This window comes from Kitasatospora sp. NPDC057500 (assembly GCF_042802195.1).
Classification (GTDB): domain Bacteria; phylum Actinomycetota; class Actinomycetes; order Streptomycetales; family Streptomycetaceae; genus Kitasatospora.
Genome location: NZ_JBHVER010000048.1, coordinates 22,786 through 42,681 on the forward strand (window position 1 = coordinate 22,786; position 19,896 = coordinate 42,681).

At 74.2% G+C, this 19,896-nt stretch carries 18 protein-coding genes and 1 pseudogene; 11 read left to right on the forward strand and 8 right to left on the reverse strand.

Features of this window, described 5'->3' with window-relative positions; all coding sequences use genetic code 11:
* Positions 1-9: 9 nt before the first annotated feature.
* Positions 10-1,587, reverse strand: a complete 1,578-nt coding sequence (hutH, locus tag ACFU74_RS13580; protein WP_380755925.1) for a histidine ammonia-lyase — start codon at positions 1,585-1,587, stop codon at positions 10-12.
* A gap of 179 nt (positions 1,588-1,766) precedes the next feature.
* On the opposite strand from hutH, the gene fdhD reads away from it, so the two are divergent.
* Entirely contained in the window at positions 1,767-2,588 is an 822-nt protein-coding gene (gene fdhD / locus ACFU74_RS13585; RefSeq protein ID WP_380755958.1) for a formate dehydrogenase accessory sulfurtransferase FdhD, read from the forward strand.
* A 10-nt stretch (positions 2,589-2,598) separates the two neighbouring features.
* Here fdhD and ACFU74_RS13590 read toward each other — a convergent pair whose 3' ends face one another.
* The gene (locus ACFU74_RS13590; RefSeq protein ID WP_380755927.1) at positions 2,599-3,807 is read right to left on the reverse strand and encodes a macrolide family glycosyltransferase; all 1,209 of its coding nucleotides are present in this window, start codon (positions 3,805-3,807) and stop codon (positions 2,599-2,601) included.
* A 107-nt stretch (positions 3,808-3,914) separates the two neighbouring features.
* On the opposite strand from ACFU74_RS13590, the gene ACFU74_RS13595 reads away from it, so the two are divergent.
* Positions 3,915-4,523 carry a TetR/AcrR family transcriptional regulator gene (locus ACFU74_RS13595; protein WP_380755929.1) on the forward strand — a complete coding sequence of 203 codons (609 nt, stop codon included), beginning with the start codon at positions 3,915-3,917 and terminating at the stop codon, positions 4,521-4,523.
* Positions 4,524-4,591: 68 nt separating this feature from the next.
* Here ACFU74_RS13595 and ACFU74_RS13600 read toward each other — a convergent pair whose 3' ends face one another.
* The 4 genes and pseudogenes from ACFU74_RS13600 to ACFU74_RS13615 all read right to left on the reverse strand — a co-directional run bounded on the left by ACFU74_RS13600 (position 4,592) and on the right by ACFU74_RS13615 (position 9,454).
* Positions 4,592-4,936 (reverse strand): hypothetical protein, encoded by a 345-nt coding sequence (locus ACFU74_RS13600; RefSeq protein ID WP_380755931.1) that lies wholly within the window; start codon positions 4,934-4,936, stop codon positions 4,592-4,594.
* Positions 4,937-5,690: 754 nt separating this feature from the next.
* Positions 5,691-6,833: pseudogene (locus ACFU74_RS13605) on the reverse strand (diguanylate cyclase domain-containing protein); the annotation flags it as partial.
* Positions 6,834-7,209: 376 nt separating this feature from the next.
* Positions 7,210-8,385, reverse strand: coding sequence for an adenylate/guanylate cyclase domain-containing protein (locus ACFU74_RS13610; protein ID WP_380755933.1), 1,176 nt, complete (start codon positions 8,383-8,385; stop codon positions 7,210-7,212).
* A 169-nt stretch (positions 8,386-8,554) separates the two neighbouring features.
* Positions 8,555-9,454, reverse strand: coding sequence for a biotin--[acetyl-CoA-carboxylase] ligase (locus ACFU74_RS13615; protein WP_380755935.1), 900 nt, complete (start codon positions 9,452-9,454; stop codon positions 8,555-8,557).
* Between the two features lie 248 nt (positions 9,455-9,702).
* On the opposite strand from ACFU74_RS13615, the gene ACFU74_RS13620 reads away from it, so the two are divergent.
* The 7 genes from ACFU74_RS13620 (at position 9,703) to ACFU74_RS13650 (ending at position 15,530) form a co-directional block, all read left to right on the forward strand.
* Entirely contained in the window at positions 9,703-11,292 is a 1,590-nt protein-coding gene (locus ACFU74_RS13620; RefSeq protein ID WP_380755937.1) for an acyl-CoA carboxylase subunit beta, read from the forward strand.
* Between the two features lie 35 nt (positions 11,293-11,327).
* Positions 11,328-11,549, forward strand: a complete 222-nt coding sequence (locus ACFU74_RS13625) for an acyl-CoA carboxylase epsilon subunit (protein ID WP_380755939.1) — start codon at positions 11,328-11,330, stop codon at positions 11,547-11,549.
* 253 nt (positions 11,550-11,802) lie between these two features.
* Positions 11,803-11,928 carry a morphogenic membrane protein MmpB gene (gene mmpB / locus ACFU74_RS13630; RefSeq protein WP_380755941.1) on the forward strand — a complete coding sequence of 42 codons (126 nt, stop codon included), beginning with the start codon at positions 11,803-11,805 and terminating at the stop codon, positions 11,926-11,928.
* A gap of 49 nt (positions 11,929-11,977) precedes the next feature.
* Positions 11,978-12,577, forward strand: coding sequence for a nucleoside triphosphate pyrophosphatase (locus tag ACFU74_RS13635; RefSeq protein WP_380755943.1), 600 nt, complete (start codon positions 11,978-11,980; stop codon positions 12,575-12,577).
* A 148-nt stretch (positions 12,578-12,725) separates the two neighbouring features.
* Positions 12,726-13,514: a hypothetical protein gene (locus ACFU74_RS13640; protein WP_380755945.1), complete on the forward strand. Its 789-nt coding sequence runs from the start codon at positions 12,726-12,728 to the stop codon at positions 13,512-13,514.
* Between the two features lie 25 nt (positions 13,515-13,539).
* Positions 13,540-13,683 (forward strand): hypothetical protein, encoded by a 144-nt coding sequence (locus tag ACFU74_RS13645; protein ID WP_380755947.1) that lies wholly within the window; start codon positions 13,540-13,542, stop codon positions 13,681-13,683.
* A gap of 74 nt (positions 13,684-13,757) precedes the next feature.
* Positions 13,758-15,530, forward strand: coding sequence for an acetyl/propionyl/methylcrotonyl-CoA carboxylase subunit alpha (locus tag ACFU74_RS13650; RefSeq protein WP_380755949.1), 1,773 nt, complete (start codon positions 13,758-13,760; stop codon positions 15,528-15,530).
* A 151-nt stretch (positions 15,531-15,681) separates the two neighbouring features.
* Here ACFU74_RS13650 and ACFU74_RS13655 read toward each other — a convergent pair whose 3' ends face one another.
* Both ACFU74_RS13655 and ACFU74_RS13660 read right to left on the reverse strand, forming a co-directional pair.
* The gene (locus ACFU74_RS13655; RefSeq protein ID WP_380755960.1) at positions 15,682-16,653 is read right to left on the reverse strand and encodes a DeoR/GlpR family DNA-binding transcription regulator; all 972 of its coding nucleotides are present in this window, start codon (positions 16,651-16,653) and stop codon (positions 15,682-15,684) included.
* Positions 16,654-16,889: 236 nt separating this feature from the next.
* Positions 16,890-18,344 (reverse strand): NAD(P)H-quinone dehydrogenase, encoded by a 1,455-nt coding sequence (locus tag ACFU74_RS13660; RefSeq protein WP_380755951.1) that lies wholly within the window; start codon positions 18,342-18,344, stop codon positions 16,890-16,892.
* A gap of 78 nt (positions 18,345-18,422) precedes the next feature.
* Here ACFU74_RS13660 and ACFU74_RS13665 point away from each other — a divergent pair, with 78 nt between their 5' ends.
* Together ACFU74_RS13665 and ACFU74_RS13670 are read left to right on the forward strand one after the other, a co-directional pair.
* Positions 18,423-18,860 carry a gamma-glutamylcyclotransferase gene (locus ACFU74_RS13665; RefSeq protein ID WP_344331090.1) on the forward strand — a complete coding sequence of 146 codons (438 nt, stop codon included), beginning with the start codon at positions 18,423-18,425 and terminating at the stop codon, positions 18,858-18,860.
* 166 nt (positions 18,861-19,026) lie between these two features.
* Positions 19,027-19,848 carry a purine-nucleoside phosphorylase gene (locus tag ACFU74_RS13670; protein WP_380755953.1) on the forward strand — a complete coding sequence of 274 codons (822 nt, stop codon included), beginning with the start codon at positions 19,027-19,029 and terminating at the stop codon, positions 19,846-19,848.
* Positions 19,849-19,896: the final 48 nt, after the last annotated feature.

Sequence of the window (19,896 nt, forward strand, 5' to 3'; positions counted from 1 at the left end):
GTCCGACCGTCAGGCCAGCGGCCCGGTGACCCGCTCGACCGCCCGCACCAGCTCGCCGGAGGCGACCAGCGCGGCGGCGGCCTCCAGGTCGGGCGACAGGAAGCGGTCGCGCCCGGCGCCGCCCACCCCGGCGGCGCGGGCGGCGGCCAGCGCCGCGGTCGTGGCCGGGGCCGGCTCGCCCGCGGCGCCGGCCTGCCGGCGGATCTCCAGGGCGCGCGCGGCGGCGGTGAGTTCGACGGCGAGGATGCGGCCGAGGTTCTCCACCGCCTGGCGCAGCTTGCGGGCGGCGGACCAGCCCATCGAGACGTGGTCCTCCTGCATGGCCGAGGAGGGGATCGAGTCGACCGAGGCCGGCACGGCGAGCCGCTTGTTCTCGCTGACCAGCGCCGCCTGGGTGTACTGGGCGATCATCAGACCGGAGTCCACGCCCGGGTCGTCGGCCAGGAAGGCCGGCAGGCCGTGCGAGCGGGCCTTGTCGAGCAGCCGGTCGGTGCGGCGCTCGGAGATCGAGCCGAGGTCGGCGGCGGCGATGGCGAGGAAGTCCAGCACGTAGGCGACCGGGGCGCCGTGGAAGTTGCCGTTGGACTCCACCCGGCCGTCCGGCAGCACCACCGGGTTGTCGACCGAGGCGGCCAGTTCGCGGGAGGCCACCAGCTGGGCGTGCGCGAGGGTGTCGCGCCCGGCACCGGCCACCTGCGGGGCGCAGCGGACCGAGTAGGCGTCCTGGACGCGCGGGGCGTCGTCCTGGTGGTGGCCGGTCAGGCCGGAGCCCTTGAGCACGGCCAGCATGTTGGCGGCGGACAGCGCCTGCCCGGGGTGCGGGCGGATCGGGGCGTGCAGCTCGGGGGCGAGCACCTTGTCGGTGCCGAGCAGCGCCTCCAGGGTCATCGCGGCGGTGATGTCGGCGGTGGTGAACAGGCGCCGCAGGTCGGCGATGGCCATCACGAGCATGCCGAGCATGCCGTCGGTGCCGTTGATGAGGGCGAGGCCCTCCTTCTCCAGCAGTTCGACGGGCTCGATGCCGGCGGCGGCGAGCAGTTCGCCGGCGGGCTTCTCGACGCCGTCGGGGCCGGTGGCCACGCCCTCGCCCATCAGGACGAGCGCGCAGTGCGACAGCGGTGCGAGGTCGCCGGAGCAGCCGAGCGAGCCGAACTCGCGGACCACCGGGGTGATGCCGGCGTTGAGGATCGCGGCCATGGTCTCGGCGACCAGCGGGCGCACGCCGGTGCGTCCACTGGCGAGGGTCTTCATCCGCAGGAACACCAGCGCGCGGACCACCTCGCGCTCGACCGCCGGGCCCATCCCGGCGGCGTGCGAGCGCACCAGCGAGCGCTGGAGCTGGGCGCGCAGCTCGGGGCTGATGTGCCGCACGGCGAGGGCGCCGAAGCCGGTGGAGACGCCGTAGACGGGGCGCGGTTCGGCCGCCAGGGCGTCGATCCGGGCGCGCGAGGCCGCCATCTCGGCGAGCGCGTCGGGTCCGATCTCGACCCGGGCGTTCCCCCGGGCGACGGCCAGCACGTCCTCGGCGCTGACGTCGGCCTTGCCGACCCGGACGAGCGGCGCGTGGGGGGCCGCAGCACTGTGCATATCCATATACACCATCTCACCAGGTGAATGAAGATATGACAACCACTCTCGTGTGGTTGAACGTCGACCACCGCACCGGCCGGTCACCTGGATTTTCGAATACCCGCCCCGGTGGCGCACGCTGTGGGGAGGCGGACGGCGGGGAGCCGGACGCGGTGGACGGAGAGGCGGACCAGGCGATGACGCGGGCGACGGCACGGCGGCGGGTGCTCCGGCTGCGCGGGGACGGGCGCACCACCCGGCCGGACGCGCTGGCCGCCGAGGAACCGCTGGAGATCCGGCTCGGCGGCGAACCGCTCACCGTCACCATGCGCACCCCCGGCCAGGACTTCGACCTGGTGGCCGGCTTCCTGGTCGGCGAGGGCATCGTGCACACGGCCGAGGACCTCGCGGCGCTGCGCTACTGCGCCGGCACCGACGAGAACGGCGCCAACACCTACAACGTGGTCGACGCGACACCGCGCGGTGCCCGGGCGCTGCCGCTCTCCGCCCACCGCAACCTGCTCACCACCAGCGCCTGCGGCCTGTGCGGCCGGGACACCGTGGACGCGGTGCGCACCCATGTCCGCCACCCGGTCGGCGAGGACCCGCTGACCGTCCCGCCCGCGCTGCTGTACGGGCTGCCGGACCGGCTGCGCGCCGCCCAGCGGACGTTCGACTCCACCGGCGGCCTGCACGCCGCCGGCCTGTTCGACGGCCGCAGCGGCGAGCTGCTCTGCGCCCGCGAGGACGTCGGACGGCACAACGCGGTGGACAAGGTGGTCGGCTGGGCGCTGCGCGAGGGCCGGCTGCCGCTGACCGGACAGGTGCTGCTGGTCAGCGGCCGGGCCTCGTTCGAGCTGACCCAGAAGGCCGCGCTGGCCGGCGTACCGCTGCTGGCCGCCGTCTCGGCGCCGTCCTCGCTCGCCGTGGACCTCGCCGAGGAGCTGGGCCTGACCCTGGTCGGCTTCCTGCGCGGCGAGGGCGCCAACGTCTACACCCGCCCCGACCGGATCGCCTGACGGCCTCCCCTCACTTCAGCTCCGCCTCGACGAGGTCCGCCGCGCGCTCCGTACCGCCCTCGGCCCGGGCCTCGGCGCGCAGTTCGGCGAGGCGGGCGACCACCGCCGGGTCGCCGGTCAGCTCCAGCAGCGCGGCGCGCAGCGCGTCGGCCGTGGCGTCGTCGGTGTCCAGCCGCCGGGCGACGCCGAGCCCCACCAGTGAGTCCGCGTTGGCGAACTGGTCGACGGCCTGCGGCACCGCGATCATCGGCACGCCGTGGTACAGGCCCTCGCTGGCGCCGCCGGTGCCGGCGTGGGTGACGAAGGCGTCGGCCTGCGCCAGCACGTCGAACTGCGGCACCCAGCGGTGCACCTCGACATTGGCCGGCACCTCGCCCAGCGCGGCGAGGTCGGTCTGCTTGCCGACCTGGAGGACGACGTGCCAGCCGGGCAGGCCGCCGAAGGCCTCCAGGCACTGGCGGTAGAAGGCGGGCCGGTCGGTGTAGGCCGAGCCGAACGAGACCAGCAGCACCCGCTCCGCGCCGGCGGGCCGCTGCCAGCCGCCCTGGTGCGAGCGGTCGCCGAAGCACTGGCCGACGAAGGTGATCCGCTCGGTGTCGACCCGGTCCGCGTTGGGCTGCAGGGCCCGCGGGATCAGTGCGATCGCGCGGTCGGGGCGGTTCTTGAACCGCTCGACGTCCCGGACGACCGCGCCGGTGCCGGCCAGCCAGTCGCCGAACCGCCGGTAGTGCTCGGGGCCGCCGGGGCCGGTGCGCAGCGTCTCGAAGAACTCGGCCATGTCCTGCTCGATGCCCTCCCAGCCGACCATGGTGGGCGAGAGCTGGACCACCGGCACGCCGTGGCCCTCGGCCACCGCCCGCGCGGCGAAGGCGCCGATGTCGTACAGCACGAGGTCGGGCCGGTCCTCGGCGAAGAGCCGCTGCAGCACCGGGGTCATGGCGAGGGCGTCGTCGAGGAAGACGTCCTGGACGGCGACCGGGTCCTCCGGCCACCCCGAGGAGTCGCCGCCGATCGGCAGCGCCGTCGGGTACGGGACGAGCGTGGCGCCGGTGGCGGCGACGGTCTCCGCGAAGGACGGGTCGTTGACGTAGCTGACCCGGTGGCCGCGGGCGACGAGTTCGGCGATCAGGGCGAGGCTCGGGTTGACGTGGCCGTGGGCCGGGATGGAGACCATGGCGATGTGGGCGGCGGGGCGGGGCACGGGCGTTCCCTTCGGCATGTGCGAGACGAGACGGTTCGTCTCGCTGATGTTCCACAAGAATGCACCTTTCGGATCACCTCGTCAAGACGATACGGATCGTCTCGTCAGCTCGTAGGATGACGTTCATGGCCAGAGCGCAGAACACCCCCGACCCCAGCCGCCGCAGCGAACAGAGCCGCACCGCGATCCTCACCGCCGCCGCCGAACTCGTCGCCGAGATCGGCTTCGGCAAGCTCACCATCGAGAAGATCGCCGCCCGCGCCGGCGTCGGCAAGCAGACCATCTACCGCTGGTGGCCGTCCAAGGGCGCCGTCGTCTTCGACGCCTTCCTCGCCGCCAACGAGAACGCCTCCGGCAGCCTCGCCCTCCCCGACACCGGCGACCTCGGCGAGGACCTGCGCGCCGTCCTGCGGCTCACCGCCCTCGAACTCGCCGACCCCGCCTTCAACCGCACCGGACGCGCCCTCACCGCCGAGGTGCTCACCGACCCCGACCTGCTGCGCGAGTACCGCGAACGGCTCCTGGACCCGCTGCTCGAAGTCACCCGCGACCGCCTGCGGGCCGCCCGGGAGGCCGGACAGCTGAGGGCGGACGCGGACCTCGACGTCGCCGTCGAGCTCCTCTACGGCCCGCTGTACTACCGCTGGCTGCACGGGCTCGGCCCGCTCGACGCCGGCTACGCCGACCAGGTCGTGGCGGCCCTGCTCGGCGCGCTCGGCACCACCGGGGCCTGAGCCCGCGCAGCCCCCCGCCAAGCCCCCGACCGCAGTCGCCGGCCGCCACCCCGGCCGCAGTCCCCGGCTCAGGACCGGTTGCGGCGGCGCAGCACCAGCAGCAGGGCGACGACCACGGCGATCACCGCCAGCAGCACCACGGCGCCGATGACCAGGCCGATGAACCTGCCGAATCCCTTCTTCTTCTTTTTCTTCTTCTTCGACTTGTCCTTGGCCTTGTCATTGGAGTCGGCCAGCCGCGTGGTGTCGTGCCGGGCCGCCGCCGCACCGGCCCGGCCCTCCCCGCTCTGCCGGTCCGCCGCCGCCACCGCTGTCCGCGGCGCGGGCGCGGCCGCCGATGCCGCCGAAGCCGCCGAGGCGGCGGCCGGCGCGCCGCCGAACGCGAGCACCGCGGAGAGAACCAGACCCGTCAACCGAACGCGCACAGCAATCGACCCCGTTGTTTCCGATCCGGCGCGCCCCGACGGCCCGCCGACCGCCGACACCTTCCCACGCCCGCCCCGCCGCGCCCACCCCCGCCGCCGGACCGCGACCCGCTCGGAACACTCCGGTCACCGGAGCACCACAATTCCCGGGGCCGGGCCCTCAGCCCTCCGGCGGGGAGGCCGGACCGGCCAGGGCCACCGCGACCAGCGCCCGCAGCGCCGAGGCCACCTGGCCCAGCGGCAGGGTGGCGTCGTCGGCGAACAGCTCCAGCAGCCAGCCGCCCGCCGGGTTCCGGCCGCCGGCCGCCACCATGCCGCGGTAGCCGGAGACCACCAGCATGGCCTCCTCCGCCGGGTCGTTGCCCGCCGCGCCCGCGCGCAGCGCGAAGGCGCCACCGCGCACCGCCCGCCGCGTCATCGGGTAGTGGCGCAGGTCGAAGACGGCGTCCGGGGCCTCGATCTGGGCCCGCTGGGTCTCCGCCCGGGTGCTGCTCGGCCCGCTGGTCATCCGGTAGACGGCGTGCCGCGCGGTGCGCATCAGCTGCGAGCCGGGCGGCACGTAGGAGATCCACCAGCCGACCGCGTCCAGCAGCCGGGCCGCCGTCTCGGCCACCACCGCGAGCTTGCCGACGGTGTCGGCCGGGTGCACGGCCCGCGCCGCGCCCTGGCGGTCGAGCGCGGCGAGCACCGCCGTGAGCAGCTGCCCCGGGTCGGCGCTGTGCGCGGCGCCGCGGAAGCGCCGCCGGTCCCCGGCCCCGGCCCGGCCGCCCGGGCGGAACCGGCCGTCGCCGCGGTGCTGCGGATCGGCGGCGTCGGCGAGCAGCACCGTCGGGTCGGGCGAGAACCCCGGGCCGTGGCTGCGCCCGGCCACCACCGGGTGGGCGGCCCGGGCGGCCTTGGCCCGGTACTGGGCGGCGTCGGCGAGCCGGAACAACCGGTCGGGGGTGGTGACGGGGCCGATCGAGTCGCCGGTGGAGGCGACGCCGCAGGCCACGCCCTCGCCCTCGGCCAGGGCCAGCGCCCGCGCGCACAGCTCCTCGGCGGCGGCCACCACCTCGTCCGCCTTCTGCCCCTCGACCAGCAGGCAGAACTCGTCGCCGCCGAGCCGGGCGGCGAGGCTGCCGGGGAGCTTGGCGGCGGCCAGCGACAGCTGGTGGGCGAACCGTTCCAGCAGCCGGTCGCCGACCTCGTGGCCGAGCTGGTCGTTGACCCGCTTGAGGCCGTTGACGTCGCAGACCACCAGCGAGACCACGGTGTTGTCCCGGTTGTGCGCGGCCAGCGCGCTCTCCAGCCGGGCGTCCACCGCGCGCCGGTTGGCGAGGCCGGTGAGCGGGTCGGAGAAGGCGAGCTTGCGCAGGTCGGCGAGGCGTTCGGTCTGGGCGAGCCCGGCCGAGATCTGGGCGGCCAGCAGGGTCGCGTAGTCGGCGTCGGCCTCGGTGAAGGCGGGCATCCCGGCGGTGCGGGCGAGGTAGAGCTCGCCCCAGGCCTGCCCGTGCAGCACGATCGGCGCGACCACGCAGCAGGCCCGGCCGCGCCGCCGCAGCGCGGCGGCGCGCTCCTGGCAGTACGCGCCGGCGGTCGGGTGCGCGTGCCCCGCGTGCGGCTGGCTGTTGTCGGCGGTCTGCACCCAGGCGCGCGGCAGCCGGCCGGTGGTCCAGCGCTCCTCCAGGTACGTGACGATCTCGGGGAAGTCGGCGACCGGGTAGGACTCGTCCTCGGGCAGCTCCTCCTCGCCCGGGGCGAGGTCGCCGTGGTTGACCAGGACCCTCAGCCGGCCGGACTCGCGGTCCCAGACCGAGACGGCGGCCATCGTCGCACCGAGCGCCCCGGTGGCGCGGGCGGCGGCGGCGCGGACGGCCTCCAGCGGGGTGAGCGCACCGGCCATGTCCTGGGCGAGTTCGACCACGGCCCGCAGCCGCGCGTCGGTGACCTGGGCGCCCCCGGGAGCCGCCCCGGGCTCGGGGACGGCGGGCGGCTGCTGGGTCCGGCCGCGGTCCGTCATGATCGCCTCACTGCTCACCGGCTCGCCTCGCTCCCTGTGCTCGGTCCTGCTGGTGGTCCGCCCGGACGCCCGCGCCCACGACCGCTCCCGCCCGTCCGGCAGCGCCGCCCCGAGACCGATCGCACTGAGGCGCCTGCACCAAGACTATGGCGGTTTCGGTCGGTTATGCCCCGTTTTCGACTTCACGTCCGCACGGCCGTGTGACGGTCCGCCGTTCGGCGTGTCGCGGCGCGGCACCCGCGCGCCGGGCCGCCGGGCGCTACGCGGTGCGCGTCCGCCGGGAGAGCAGCCACGGCTCGACCAGCCCGAGCCCGCGCACCGGGCGGCGCCACATCGGCTGCAGATTGAACCGGTGGGCGGCGTCCGGTCCCGGGGCCTGGCCGGACGGCGGCATCCCGGCCGCCGCCGACAGCGCCTCGGCGAGCCCGGGGCCGTCCAGGTCGGGCGGGGCGACGCTGCCGTTCTGCTCCAGCGCGGCCGCGAACTCGCCGTCGATCAGCACCGCGTCCTTGGGCGCGATCGAGGTGAGCCGGCTGGCCAGGTTGACCGTGGTGCCGAAGACGTCGCCCATCCGCGAGGTGACCGTGCCGAAGGCCATGCCGACCCGCAGCGCGGGGATGGTGTCGTCCTCGGCCAGCGCCTCGATCAGGCCGAGCGCGATCCCGGCGGCCGTCACCGGGTCCTCGGAGACGAAGAGGATCTCGTCGCCGAGCGTCTTGATCACCCGGCCGCCCTGGCCGACGATCAGGTCGGAGCAGGTGTTCTCGAAGGTCTCGACCAGCTCGCCGAGCTCCTCCTCCTCCAGCCGCCGCGACAGCCGGGTGAAGCCGACCAGGTCGGCGAAGCCGACGGCGAGCCGCCCGCTGGTGATCTCGTTGTCGTCGGCGGCCTGCACCACCCGGCCGGTGACGGCGGCCAGCTGCCGCCGCCACACGTACACCAGGAACTGCTCCAGCTCCGGCAGCAGCAGCTCGACCAGCGGGTACGCGACGTCGGCGCGGGTCAGGCCGGGCTCGACGGACTGGGTGAGGTTCTCCAGGAAGGTGTCCATCTGCCAGCCCGCCAGCCGGGCCGTGGTCTGGCCGGTGGACCGGGCCACCTGGATCGCCATCGACTCGCTCAGCAGGCCCGACTCGACCAGGCCGGCCAGCCGGCGCAGCGCGATCACGTCGCCGTCGGTCAGCGCCCGGGACTGCCCGATGTCCGGGAAGCCCATCGCCCGCCAGAAGCGGGTGGCCAGCTCCATCGGGACGTCGGCCGCCCGGGCGGCCTGGTACGGGGTGTAGCGGCGCGGCGCGTCCAGGATGAGGCGTTCGAGGTCGAGGGCGACGGTCTGGTCGTCGGAGCCCGCCGGGCCGCCGTTGCCTCCGGCGCCGTTGCCGCCGCCGTTGCTGCCGTCCTCTGCCACCGGTCCGTCCCCGTGCGGTCGCCGCACTCGCCTCGTGTCCTGCCAGTCCGGGCGCGCCCGCCACCCGGCGGGCAGTGGCGCGCCTCACACTGCTGCCAGGTGGAATGTTCGCACGGAATCGCGCGATCCGGGGCATCCGCCCGGGTCAAGGGGAAGCAAGGGGACGCACGGGGCGCCCGCCCGGCGTACGGCGCCGCTACCGCGTGCCGCGCGGCTCCGGGCGCACGTGGACGACGTCCCCCGCGCCGACCGCCCGCCGGGCACCGTCGGGGGTGCGGACCACCAGCCGGCCGTCCCCGTCCACCGCGACCGCCTCGCCGCGCAGTTCGCGGTCGCCGGGCAGCAGCACCTTCACCGGACGCCCCAGCGTGGTGCAGCGGTCCGCGTACGCGCGCAGCAGGCCGCTGGCGTGGGGGTCGCCCGCGGCGGCCGTCCACTCCCCGTACAGCCCGGCGAACTCGCGCAGCAGGGCGCGCAGCAGGGTGGACCGGTCGGTGACGGCGGCGCCGGCCAGGGCGAGCGAGGCGGCGGTGGGAACGGGCAGTTCGGCGTCGCGCAGCGAGACGTTCAGGCCGAGGCCGGCGACCACCGCGCCGCCGCCCAGCTCGGTGAGGATGCCGCCGAGCTTGCGCTCCGCGCCGTCGATCTCCACCTGGAGGTCGTTGGGCCACTTCAGGCCGACCTCGACCTCGGCGACCCGGCTCAGGGTGCTCGCGGCGGCCACGCCGACCAGGATCGGCAGCCAGCCGTAGCGTTCGACGGGTACCCCGTCCGGGCGAAGCAGGACGGACAGGAAGAGACCGGAGCGGGCGGGGGCGCTCCACTGCCGTTCGAGCCGGCCGCGGCCGGAGTTCTGGGCCTCGGCGACCAGCACCGCGCCCTGCGGGGCGCCCTCGCGGGCCCGGGCGGCGAGGTCGGTGTTGGTGGACCCGGTCTCCTCGACGATGTCGAGGGAGGTCCAGAGCCCGCCGGGGAGCAGCAGGTCCCGGCGGAGCGCGGCGGCGTCCAGCGGCGGGCGGTCCAGGTCGGTCCACGGCGACGGCCCGGCGTGGCCGAGACCGCGCAGTCCACTGCGGCGGGGGGTGTCGGAGGTCATGCGGTTCACCCTAGAACGGGCACGGCCCGGCGAGGCCGTAGGCCGCCCCATCGTCCCCCACAACCGGCGTCAATCACAGTGTGTCGCTGGCCATAACGGTCGGACATTACGTCCAACCCCCGCGCTGGCTACGCTACCCAACGGTAGTTCGTTGTGCCGCCCTGCACCCCTCGTCCGCGCCGGCCCCCACCCGGCCCGCGCGCCCCCGAAAACAGGTCGCGGCCCAGGATGCAGGGAGAGCCACCGCAATGACCGAGGCGTCGTACGACCCGCACACCACCGCCGGCAAGCTCGCCGACCTCCGGCGCAGGATCGACGAGGCGGTGCACTCCGGCTCCGCCAAGGCCGTGGAGAAGCAGCACGCCAAGGGCAAGCTGACGGCCCGCGAGCGGGTCGCGGAGCTGCTGGACGAGGACTCCTTCGTCGAGTTCGACGAGTTCGCCCGGCACCGCTCGACCAACTTCGGCCAGGAGCGCAACCGGCCGTACGGCGACGGCGTGGTCACCGGCTACGGCACCGTCGACGGCCGTCAGGTCGCCGTGTTCGCCCAGGACTTCACCGTCTTCGGCGGCTCGCTGGGCGAGGTGTTCGGCGAGAAGATCGTCAAGGTGATGGACTTCGCGCTGAAGACCGGCTGCCCGGTCATCGGCATCAACGACTCCGGCGGCGCCCGGATCCAGGAGGGCGTGGTCTCGCTCGGCCTGTACGGCGAGATCTTCCGCCGCAATGTGCACGCCTCCGGGGTGGTCCCGCAGATCTCGCTGATCATGGGCCCCTGCGCGGGCGGCGCGGTCTACTCCCCCGCGATCACCGACTTCGTGGTGATGGCCGACCGGACCTCGCACATGTTCATCACCGGCCCCGACGTGATCAAGACCGTCACCGGCGAGGACGTCGGCATGGAGGAGCTGGGCGGCGCGCGCACCCACAACACCAAGTCCGGCAACGCGCACTACCTGGCCACGGACGAGAAGGAGGCGGTCGAGTACGTCAAGAGCCTGCTCTCGTACCTGCCGTCGAACAACCTCTCCGACCCGCCGTCCTTCCCGGAGGAGGCGGACCTGTCCGTCACCGACGAGGACCTCGAACTCGACACCCTGGTGCCGGACTCGGCGAACCAGCCGTACGACATGCACAAGGTCGTCGAGCACGTGCTCGACGACGGCGAGTTCCTGGAGACCCAGCCGCTGTACGCGGGCAACATCATCACCGGCTTCGGCCGGGTCGAGGGCCACTCGGTGGGCATCGTCGGCAGCCAGCCGATGGACCTGGCGGGCTGCCTGGACATCGCCGCCAGCGAGAAGGCCGCGCGGTTCATCCGCACCTGCGACTCGTTCAACATCCCGGTGATCACCTTCGTCGACGTGCCCGGCTTCCTGCCCGGCACCGAGCAGGAGTGGGACGGCATCATCCGCCGCGGCGCCAAGCTGATCTACGCCTACGCCGAGGCGACCGTGCCGCTGATCACCGTGATCACCCGCAAGGCCTTCGGCGGCGCGTACGACGTCATGGGGTCGAAGCACCTGGGCGCCGACCTCAACCTGGCCTGGCCCACCGCGCAGATCGCCGTGATGGGCGCGCAGGGCGCGGTCAACATCCTGCACCGGCGGGAGATCGCCGAGGCCGAGGCGGCCGGGAACGCCGACGAGCGGCGGGCCGAGCTGATCGCCTCCTACGAGGACACCCTGCTCAACCCGTACCTGGCCGCCGAGCGCGGCTACGTGGACGCCGTGATCGCGCCGAGCGAGACCCGCCGGCACATCGTGCGCGGGCTGCGCGCGCTGCGCGGCAAGCGCGAGGTACTGCCGCCGAAGAAGCACGGGAACATTCCGCTGTAGTCGCTTCGAGCAGGAACGCCGCGAGAGGATTGAGCATGGCCCCGATCCACGTGCTGCACGGGCAGCCGACCCCCGAGGAGCTGGCCACCGTCCTGGCGGTGGTCCAGGCCCGGGCCGCCGCCGCGCAGGCCGCAGCCGAGGCCGCCCGCCGCGCCGGCGCCGGCCCGGACTCCCCCTGGAACGACCGCGCGCGCCGGCTGCGCGCCGCCCCGCGCCCCGGCGTCAACACCTGGCGCACCTCCGGCTGGGCCGGCTAGCACCCCCCGGGGTGCTCCCGCGGACGCCCCCCCGGGCGTGCACTTTGCAAAGTCGTCGCTTTGCAAAGTGCACGCGCCTGGGAGCCGCTCCGCACACGGGCGGAGCGGCTCCTCGTCGAGGCCCGTGACGACTTTGCAAAGTCGTCGCTCTGCAGAGTTCCGGGCGACCGGCGCGCCGAAGAGCCCGGATTGCCCCGAAAGCTGAGTACGGATACTCAGGCGCCCCCGGCGCCCGCCGGAGCACCCTGGAACGATGCTCTGGTCAGACCCCCGCGACGAGCCCTCACCGGAAGCCCGCCGGATGCAGAAGAAGCTGCACCGGGCCGGCCATGTGCTCGCCGTCCTCGCCCTGCTGCTCGCCGTCCTCCTGATGATCTGACGATCACCGGGCGGCGGACCGCCCCGGGCCTCCCTCTACCCTGGTGGGCATGACCGACCGCCGCACCCTCGTCCTCGCCTCCGCCTCCCCCGCCCGCCTCGGGCTGCTGCGCCAGGCGGGCCTCGACCCGCGCGTGGTGGTCAGCGGCGTCGACGAGGACGCGCTTACCGCCGCCACCCCCGGCGAACTCGCACTCGTCCTCGCCCGGGCCAAGGCCGAGGCCGTCGCCGCCGGCCTCACCGACGGCGAACTGGTCGTCGGTTGCGACTCGGTGCTGGAGCTGGACGGCCTGGCCCTCGGCAAGCCCGCCGACGAGGCCGAGGCACTGGCCCGCTGGCGGTCCATGCGCGGGCGGGCCGGCGTGCTGCGCACCGGCCACTGCGTGATCGACACCGCCAACGGCCGGCAGGCCTTCGCCACCGCCTCCACCACCGTGCGCTTCGGCACCCCCGACGACGCCGAGGTGGCCGCCTACATCGCCACCGGCGAGCCGCTGCACGTGGCGGGCGCGTTCACCCTGGACGGCCGCTCGGCGCCGTTCGTCGAGGGCATCGACGGCGACCCGGGCAACGTCATCGGCCTCTCCCTGCCGCTGCTGCGCACGCTGCTCGCCGAACTGGACGTCCGGATCACCGACCTCTGGGCCTGACCCCGGCGTCCCGGGGCGACCGTCGCCGGTGCGCCAAACACCGGCGCAATTGTCGCCAACCGCCCTGTTGGTAACCTCGATTGATGCACGCTGGAGGGGCGTCCGGACCGCATCGGCGCTCCGGGGCGACGGGGGAGGTGGCGAGCGGATGACTGACGGTCTGCTCAACGTACTGCTGGGCCTGCTGGCCAGCGCGATCAGCGCCGCACTCGGCTGGCTGGGCCAGAGCCTGCGCCGAAGACGCCGGCTGGAACGGGCCAGGGCCTTCCTCGGCCTGCCCGCCGGCAGCGAGTGCCTGATCGTGGTCAACCGCAGCATCGGCACCGGCGCCCACCCCCGGACGGTCACCCGGCGCGACGCCTTCGCGCTGATGGAGCTGGCCGCCCTGGTGAAGGAGTGCGGCGCGCACGCCGACCTGGTGGCGCACGACGCCGCACCACGCGGCCTCGGCGCCAGGACCGAGCTCTGCTTCGGCGGCCCCGTCTCCAACGAGCGGATGGCCGCCCACCTCGCCTGGGGCCTGCCCGGGGTGACCGTCTCCAGCGGCCTCGCCCGGCCGGACAACACCATCACCGTCGGCGGCCGGTCCTACGCCGCCGACCCGGAGGCCGGCGAGTACGTGCTGCTGGCCCGGCTGGCCACCCCCGAGGACGGCCGCCCGGTCTTCCTGGTCTCCGGCCAGACCGGCACCGCCAACCACGCCGGGGTCCGCCACCTGGTGAACCACCACCGCCGGCTGGCCCGCCGGTACGGCACGGACGGCACCTTCGCCCTGCTGCTCAAGGTGGTCAACCCGGCCGCCTACGGGCCCGACGTCGTCGAGGAGGTCGCCGACGTCACCGCCGCGGCCCTGGAGCGCGCACCCGCCCCGCCGGGCGCCCCCGCACCGGCCTCCGCGCCGCCCGCCCGGACCCCCGCGCCCACCGCCACCGCTTGAGCCCGGCTCGCGGAGCGCCGGCGGTGTGGCCGAGCCCACCACCGCGCCACGCCGCCCCGTCACCGAGCGCAAGCGCCGGGCCGCCGCCACCGCACCCACCACCACCTGCAAGGACTCCCGTCGGGCCGCCCACCACCCGTCCGGGCGCATCACCCTCCGTGTGGGATAGTTCACAACCTGGGGCTACTCGCCGGTACCGCCCAGGAATCCATAAACTCGACGAGGTTCAAGAAGGGAGCCACAGTGCGCAAGGTGCTCATCGCCAACCGCGGGGAAATCGCCGTCCGCGTCGCCCGTGCCTGCTCGGACGCCGGTATCGCCAGCGTCGCCGTCTACGCCGAGCCGGACCGGGATGCGCTGCACGTCCGCGCGGCCGACGAGGCTTACGCGCTGGGCGGCGACACCCCCGGCACCAGCTACCTGGACATCGCCAAGGTCCTCCAGGCCGCCGCCGACTCGGGTGCGGACGCCGTCCACCCCGGCTACGGCTTCCTGTCGGAGAACGCCGACTTCGCCCAGGCCGTGATCGACGCGGGCCTCACCTGGATCGGCCCGCCGCCGCAGGCCATCCGCGACCTCGGCGACAAGGTGACCGCCCGGCACGTGGCGCAGCGCGCCGGTGCCCCGCTGGTGGCCGGTACGCCGGACCCGGTCTCGGGTGCCGACGAGGTCGTCGCGTTCGCCCGCGAACACGGTCTGCCGGTGGCCATCAAGGCGGCGTTCGGCGGCGGCGGCCGCGGCCTGAAGGTCGCCCGCACGCTGGAGGAGATCCCGGAGCTGTACGAGTCCGCGGTGCGCGAGGCGGTCGCCGCCTTCGGGCGCGGCGAGTGCTTCGTCGAGCGCTACCTGGACAACCCGCGGCACGTGGAGACCCAGTGCCTGGCCGACAAGCACGGCAACGTCGTGGTCGTCTCGACCCGTGACTGCTCGCTGCAGCGCCGGCACCAGAAGCTGGTCGAGGAGGCGCCCGCGCCGTTCCTGACCGCGGAGCAGAACGCCGAGCTGTACCGGGCGTCGAAGGCCATCCTCAAGGAGGCCGGCTACGAGGGCGCCGGGACCTGCGAGTTCCTGGTGGCGGTGGACGGCACGATCTCCTTCCTGGAGGTCAACACCCGTCTGCAGGTGGAGCACCCGGTCACCGAGGAGGTCACCGGGATCGACCTGGTCCGCGAGATGTTCCGGATCGCGGACGGCGAGGAGCTCGGGTACGGCGACCCGGAGGTGCGCGGTCACTCGTTCGAGTTCCGCATCAACGGTGAGGACCCGGGCCGCAACTTCCTGCCGGCGCCGGGCACGGTGACGCTGTTCGCGCCGCCGTCCGGCCCGGGCGTGCGCCTGGACTCGGGTGTGGAGACCGGTTCGGTGATCGGCCCGGCCTGGGACTCGCTGCTGGCCAAGCTGATCGTGTCCGGCCGGGACCGCAAGCAGGCGCTGGAGCGGGCGAAGCGCGCGCTGGCGGAGTTCAAGGTCGAGGGCATGGCCACCGCCATCCCGTTCCACCAGGCGGTCGTCACCGACCCGGCGTTCGCGCCGGAGGTGCACGGCGGTGACGGGCCGTTCAAGGTCTTCACCCGGTGGATCGAGACCGAGTTCGACAACACCATCCCCGCGTTCTCCGGTGCGGCCGGCGAGGGCGAGGAGGCCGAGGGCCGGGAGACCGTGGTCGTCGAGGTCGGCGGCAAGCGGATCGAGGTGTCGCTGCCGTCCTCGCTGGGCGTGTCGAGCGCTCCGGCGGCCGGTGCGGGGGCCGCGAAGGCCAAGCGCCGGGTGGGGGCGAAGAAGGCCGGTTCGGCGGTCAGCGGTGACACGCTGGCGTCGCCGATGCAGGGCACCATCGTCAAGGTCGCGGTCGAGGAGGGCCGGGTCGTCGCGGAGGGCGAGCTGATCGTCGTCCTGGAGGCGATGAAGATGGAGCAGCCGCTGAACGCGCACAAGGCGGGCACCGTCGTCGGCCTCAAGGCCGAGGTGGGGGCGAGCGTCTCCAGCGGTGCGGCGCTCTGCGAGATCAAGGACTGACGCCTCCCGCGTCGCTCCGCCGCCGGTCCGTACACCTTCGGGTGTGCGGACCGGTCGTGTTCTCGGCGGTGGAGCAGGTGATGACGCAGGCGGTGGAGCGAGCGGTCGAGCAGGTGGCGGACGACCGGGCGGTGCGGGAGCGGTGCGGGGGTCAGCGTCCGCGCTGGAGGCCGAGTTCGGCCAGCCGGGCCGGCAGCGGCCCGCCCGGGCCTCCCGGCCCGCCGGGGCCGTGGACGCCGGGCCGGCGCTGGCCGGGCAGCGGGGCGCCGCCGCCGGGGGGCGGCGCGACGGGGCGGCGGGCCGGCGGTCCCGGCTGGGTCTGGTGGACGGGGCCGCTGCCGGTGCCGTGCACGGGGGCGTCGCCGGACGGCGGGGCGCCGAGCGGCGCGAGGTCGATCTGCACGCCGCAGTCGGCGAGCGCGTCGAGTTCCCGGGCGGTGGTGTCGTCGGCGGTGGCGTGCTCGTCGGTGACGAGGCGGGTGATGCTGTCGGTGGGGACGGTCGGGAACATGCTGTCCGCGCCGAGCTTGGTGTGGTCGGCGAGGACGATCACCTCGACGGCCGACTGCACCAGTGCCCGGTCCACGCTCGCGGAGAGCATGTTGGCGGTCGACAGGCCGCGCTCGGCGGTCAGTCCGCTGCCGGAGATGAAGGCCTTGGAGACCCGCAGCCCGTGCAAGGACTGCTCGGCGCCGCTGCCGACCAGGGCGCAGTTGGAGCCGCGCAGGGTGCCGCCGGTCATCACCACCTCCACCCGGTTGGCGTGCGCGAGCGCCTGGGCGACCAGCAGCGAGTTGGTCACCACGGTCAGCCCGGGCACCCGGGCGAGGCGGCGGGCGAGTTCCTGGGTGGTGGTGCCGGCGCCGACCACCACGGCGTCGCCCTCCTCCACCAGGCCGGCGGCGAGATCGGCGATGGCGCTCTTCTCGGCGGCGGACAGGTGGGTCTTCTGCGGGTAGCCGGGTTCGCGGCTGAAGCCGCCGGGGAGCACCGCGCCGCCGTGCCGGCGGTCGAGGAGCCCTTCTGCCTCCAGGGCCCGTACGTCGCGGCGCACGGTCACTTCGGAGGTCTGGACGACGCGGGCCAACTCCCGGAGCGAGACCGCTCCGTTGGCGCGCACCATTTCGAGGATCAACTGGCGACGTTCTGCTGCAAACACAGAACCGACGGTAACCTGCGTGACCGTCTGCTTTCAGGCGTTTGCTGCTAGTAGCGGGAATTGCTCACGCCGGAGCGGCGCGTGACCGTACAATGCGCGCCGTCGGTGATCCGGGACTGCGCCCGCCGTCCGAGTGACGGCCGGGGATGCGCGAAGGGCGGCCGCCGAACGGCGACCGCCCCCAACTGAGCGCCCTGGGCTCAGGATTCGCCCTCGGCGCGCTTGCGGATGTGGAGCTGGCGGGCGGCCTCGGCGGTGGAGCCGGAGACCGACGGGTAGACGGTGAAGGCGCTGGCCACCTGTTCGACCGTCAGATTGGCGTCCACCGCGAGCGAGATCGAGTGGATCAGCTCGCTGGCGCGCGGGGCGACCACCACGCCGCCGACCACGATGCCGGTGCCGGGGCGGCAGAACAGCTTCACGAAGCCGTCGCGGATGCCCTGCATCTTGGCCCGCGGATTGCCGCGCAGCGGGAGCTTGACCTCGACCGCGTCCATCTTGCCGCACTTCACGTCGGCGGCGGTGTAGCCGACGGTGGCGATCTCGGGGTCGGTGAAGACGTTGGAGGCCACGGTCTTGAGGTTCAGCGGCTGCACCGCGTCGCCGAGCGCGTGGTACATGGCGATCCGGCCCTGCATGGCCGCCACCGAGGCGAGCATGAAGACGCCGGTGCAGTCGCCGGCCGCGTAGACGCCGGGGGCGCTGGTGCGGGAGACCCGGTCGACCTGGATCTGGCCCCAGTCGTTGAGCTTGACCCCGGCCTCCTCCAGGCCCATCTCGGCGGTGTTCGGGATGGAGCCGACCGCCATCAGGCAGTGGCTGCCCTCGATCACCGTGCCGTCGGAGAGGATCACCTCGACGGTGTCGCCGATCCGCTTGGCGCTCTCGGCCCGCGAGCGGCTCATCACGTTCATGCCGCGGCGGCGGAAGACCTCCTCCAGCACCTCGGCGGCGTCCGGGTCCTCGCCCGGCAGCACCCGGTCGCGCGAGGAGACCAGGGTGACCTTGGAGCCCAGCGCCTGGTAGGCGCCGGCGAACTCGGCGCCGGTGACGCCGGAGCCGACCACGATCAGCTCGCGCGGCAGCTCCTCCAGGTCGTAGACCTGGGTCCAGGTGAGGATCCGCTCGCCGTCGGGCTGGGCGTCGGGCAGCTCGCGCGGGTGGGCGCCGGTGGCGATCAGCACGGCGTCGGCGCGCAGCGACTGGACGCTGCCGTCGGGCGCGTCCACCAGCACCTCGCGGGAGCCGTCGACGGCCTGGCCGCCGGTGCCGAGCCGGCCGCGGCCGCGCAGCACGGTGACGCCGGCCCGGGTGACGGACTGGGTGATGTCGTGGGACTGCGCGATGGCCAGTCGCTTCACACGACGGTTGACCTTGCCGAGGTCGACGCCGACCACGCGGGCGGGGCTGTCGATGTGCGGGGTGTCGTCGGCGACGATGATGCCGAGTTCCTCGTACGAGCTGTCGAAGGTCGTCATCACCTCCGCCGTCGCGATCAGCGTCTTGGACGGCACACAGTCCGTGAGCACCGCCGATCCGCCCAGGCCGTCGCGGTCGACGACGGTCACCTCCGCGCCGAGCTGAGCGGCCACCAGCGCCGCCTCGTAGCCGCCGGGTCCGCCACCGATGATCACGATCCGAGTCACGTCAACCATTGTCCCGCACGCCGGGAGCACTGCCACGCCGGGGTCGGGGCTTCTGTCGGATCGGCCGGTGAACGTAGGCTTCCCCCCATGCCCCTTTACGCCGCGTATGCCACGAACCTCGATGCCCGGCAGATGACCCGCCGCGCCCCGCACTCGCCGCTGCGCGGCACCGGGTGGCTGTCCGGCTGGCGGCTCACCTTCGGCGGCGAGCACCTCGGCTGGGAGGGCTCGCTGGCCACCGTGGTGGAGGACGAGAAGGACCAGGTCTTCGTCTCGCTGTACGACGTGGCACCGATGGACGAGGAGGGGCTGGACCGCTGGGAGGGCGTCCAGCTCGGCATCTACCGCAAGATCAAGCTGCGGGCGCAGACCCTGGACGGCGACGTGCCGGTCTGGACGTACGTGCTGAACGACTACGAGGGCGGCCTGCCCGCGGCCCGCTACCTGGGCCTGATCGCGGACGCGGCGGAGAGCGCCGGCGCCCCCGACGACTACGTCCTGGACCTGCGCCGCCGTCCCTGCTGAGGTCCGGCCCGACGAAGCGACCCGGGCGGCCCGGCCCGAACCGCCGGGCCGGCCCGACGCACCGGGGCGGGGCCGAACCGGCCGTGCACGCCATCCGGGTAACGATCCGGCACGTCGTACCAGGAATTTCTACGCGCGTAGCCGTTTCCCGTCTATCCTCGGACACGTGAACGCATCTCCTGAGTCGGTCGTCTCCGCCGACCCCTACGCCGCCGCCCAGGCCGCCGCCGAGCGCCTGCGCGAGCTGACCGGTGCCGAGCGCCACGACGTCGCCCTGGTGATGGGCTCCGGCTGGGTGCCGGCCGCCGACGCCCTCGGCGAGACGGTGGCGGAGTTCCCGGTCACCGACCTGCCGGGCTTCCCCGCCCCCGCCGTGGCCGGCCACGCCGGCAAGATCCGCTCGGTGAAGATCGGCGAGAAGCGCGCCCTGATCTTCCTCGGCCGCAACCACTACTACGAGGGCCACGGCGTCGCCACCGTCGTCCACGGCGTGCGCACCGCCGCCGCGGCCGGCTGCGGGATCATCGTGCTGACCAACGGCTGCGGCGGCCTGCGTCCCACCTGGACGCCCGGCCAGCCGGTCCTGATCAGCGACCACATCAACCTGACCGCCGACTCCCCGATCGTCGGCGCGAACTTCGTCGACCTCACCGACCTCTACTCCAAGCGGCTGCGCGAGCTGTGCCGCGAGGTCGACCCGAGCCTGGACGAGGCCGTCTACGTGCAGTTCCGCGGCCCGCACTACGAGACCCCGGCCGAGGTCAACATGGCCCGGGTGATCGGCGGCGAGCTGGTCGGCATGTCCACCACGCTGGAGGCCATCGCGGCCCGCGAGGCCGGTGCCGAGGTGCTGGGCATCTCCCTGGTCACCAACCTGGCCGCCGGCATGACCGGCGAGCCGCTCAACCACGCCGAGGTGCTGGAGGCCGGCAAGGCCTCCGCCGAGCGCATGGGCGCGCTGCTGGCGAAGGTCCTGGAGCGGATCTGACGCCGGAGCGGATGCGGACGGCATGAGCGACGGGGCCCCGGTCGGGTG

What these genes read in the sequence shown, in the direction of transcription:
- hutH (WP_380755925.1), bottom strand. Translation starts at nt 1,587, where the DNA reads ATGCACAGTGCTGCGGCCCCCCACGCGCCGCTCGTCCGGGTCGGCAAG.
- fdhD (WP_380755958.1), top strand. Translation starts at nt 1,767, where the DNA reads ATGACGCGGGCGACGGCACGGCGGCGGGTGCTCCGGCTGCGCGGGGAC.
- ACFU74_RS13590 (WP_380755927.1), bottom strand. Translation starts at nt 3,807, where the DNA reads ATGCCGAAGGGAACGCCCGTGCCCCGCCCCGCCGCCCACATCGCCATG.
- ACFU74_RS13595 (WP_380755929.1), top strand. Translation starts at nt 3,915, where the DNA reads ATGGCCAGAGCGCAGAACACCCCCGACCCCAGCCGCCGCAGCGAACAG.
- ACFU74_RS13615 (WP_380755935.1), bottom strand. Translation starts at nt 9,454, where the DNA reads ATGACCTCCGACACCCCCCGCCGCAGTGGACTGCGCGGTCTCGGCCAC.
- ACFU74_RS13620 (WP_380755937.1), top strand. Translation starts at nt 9,703, where the DNA reads ATGACCGAGGCGTCGTACGACCCGCACACCACCGCCGGCAAGCTCGCC.
- ACFU74_RS13625 (WP_380755939.1), top strand. Translation starts at nt 11,328, where the DNA reads ATGGCCCCGATCCACGTGCTGCACGGGCAGCCGACCCCCGAGGAGCTG.
- mmpB (WP_380755941.1), top strand. Translation starts at nt 11,803, where the DNA reads ATGCTCTGGTCAGACCCCCGCGACGAGCCCTCACCGGAAGCCCGCCGG.
- ACFU74_RS13635 (WP_380755943.1), top strand. Translation starts at nt 11,978, where the DNA reads ATGACCGACCGCCGCACCCTCGTCCTCGCCTCCGCCTCCCCCGCCCGC.
- ACFU74_RS13640 (WP_380755945.1), top strand. Translation starts at nt 12,726, where the DNA reads ATGACTGACGGTCTGCTCAACGTACTGCTGGGCCTGCTGGCCAGCGCG.
- ACFU74_RS13655 (WP_380755960.1), bottom strand. Translation starts at nt 16,653, where the DNA reads ATGGTGCGCGCCAACGGAGCGGTCTCGCTCCGGGAGTTGGCCCGCGTC.
- ACFU74_RS13660 (WP_380755951.1), bottom strand. Translation starts at nt 18,344, where the DNA reads ATGGTTGACGTGACTCGGATCGTGATCATCGGTGGCGGACCCGGCGGC.
- ACFU74_RS13665 (WP_344331090.1), top strand. Translation starts at nt 18,423, where the DNA reads ATGCCCCTTTACGCCGCGTATGCCACGAACCTCGATGCCCGGCAGATG.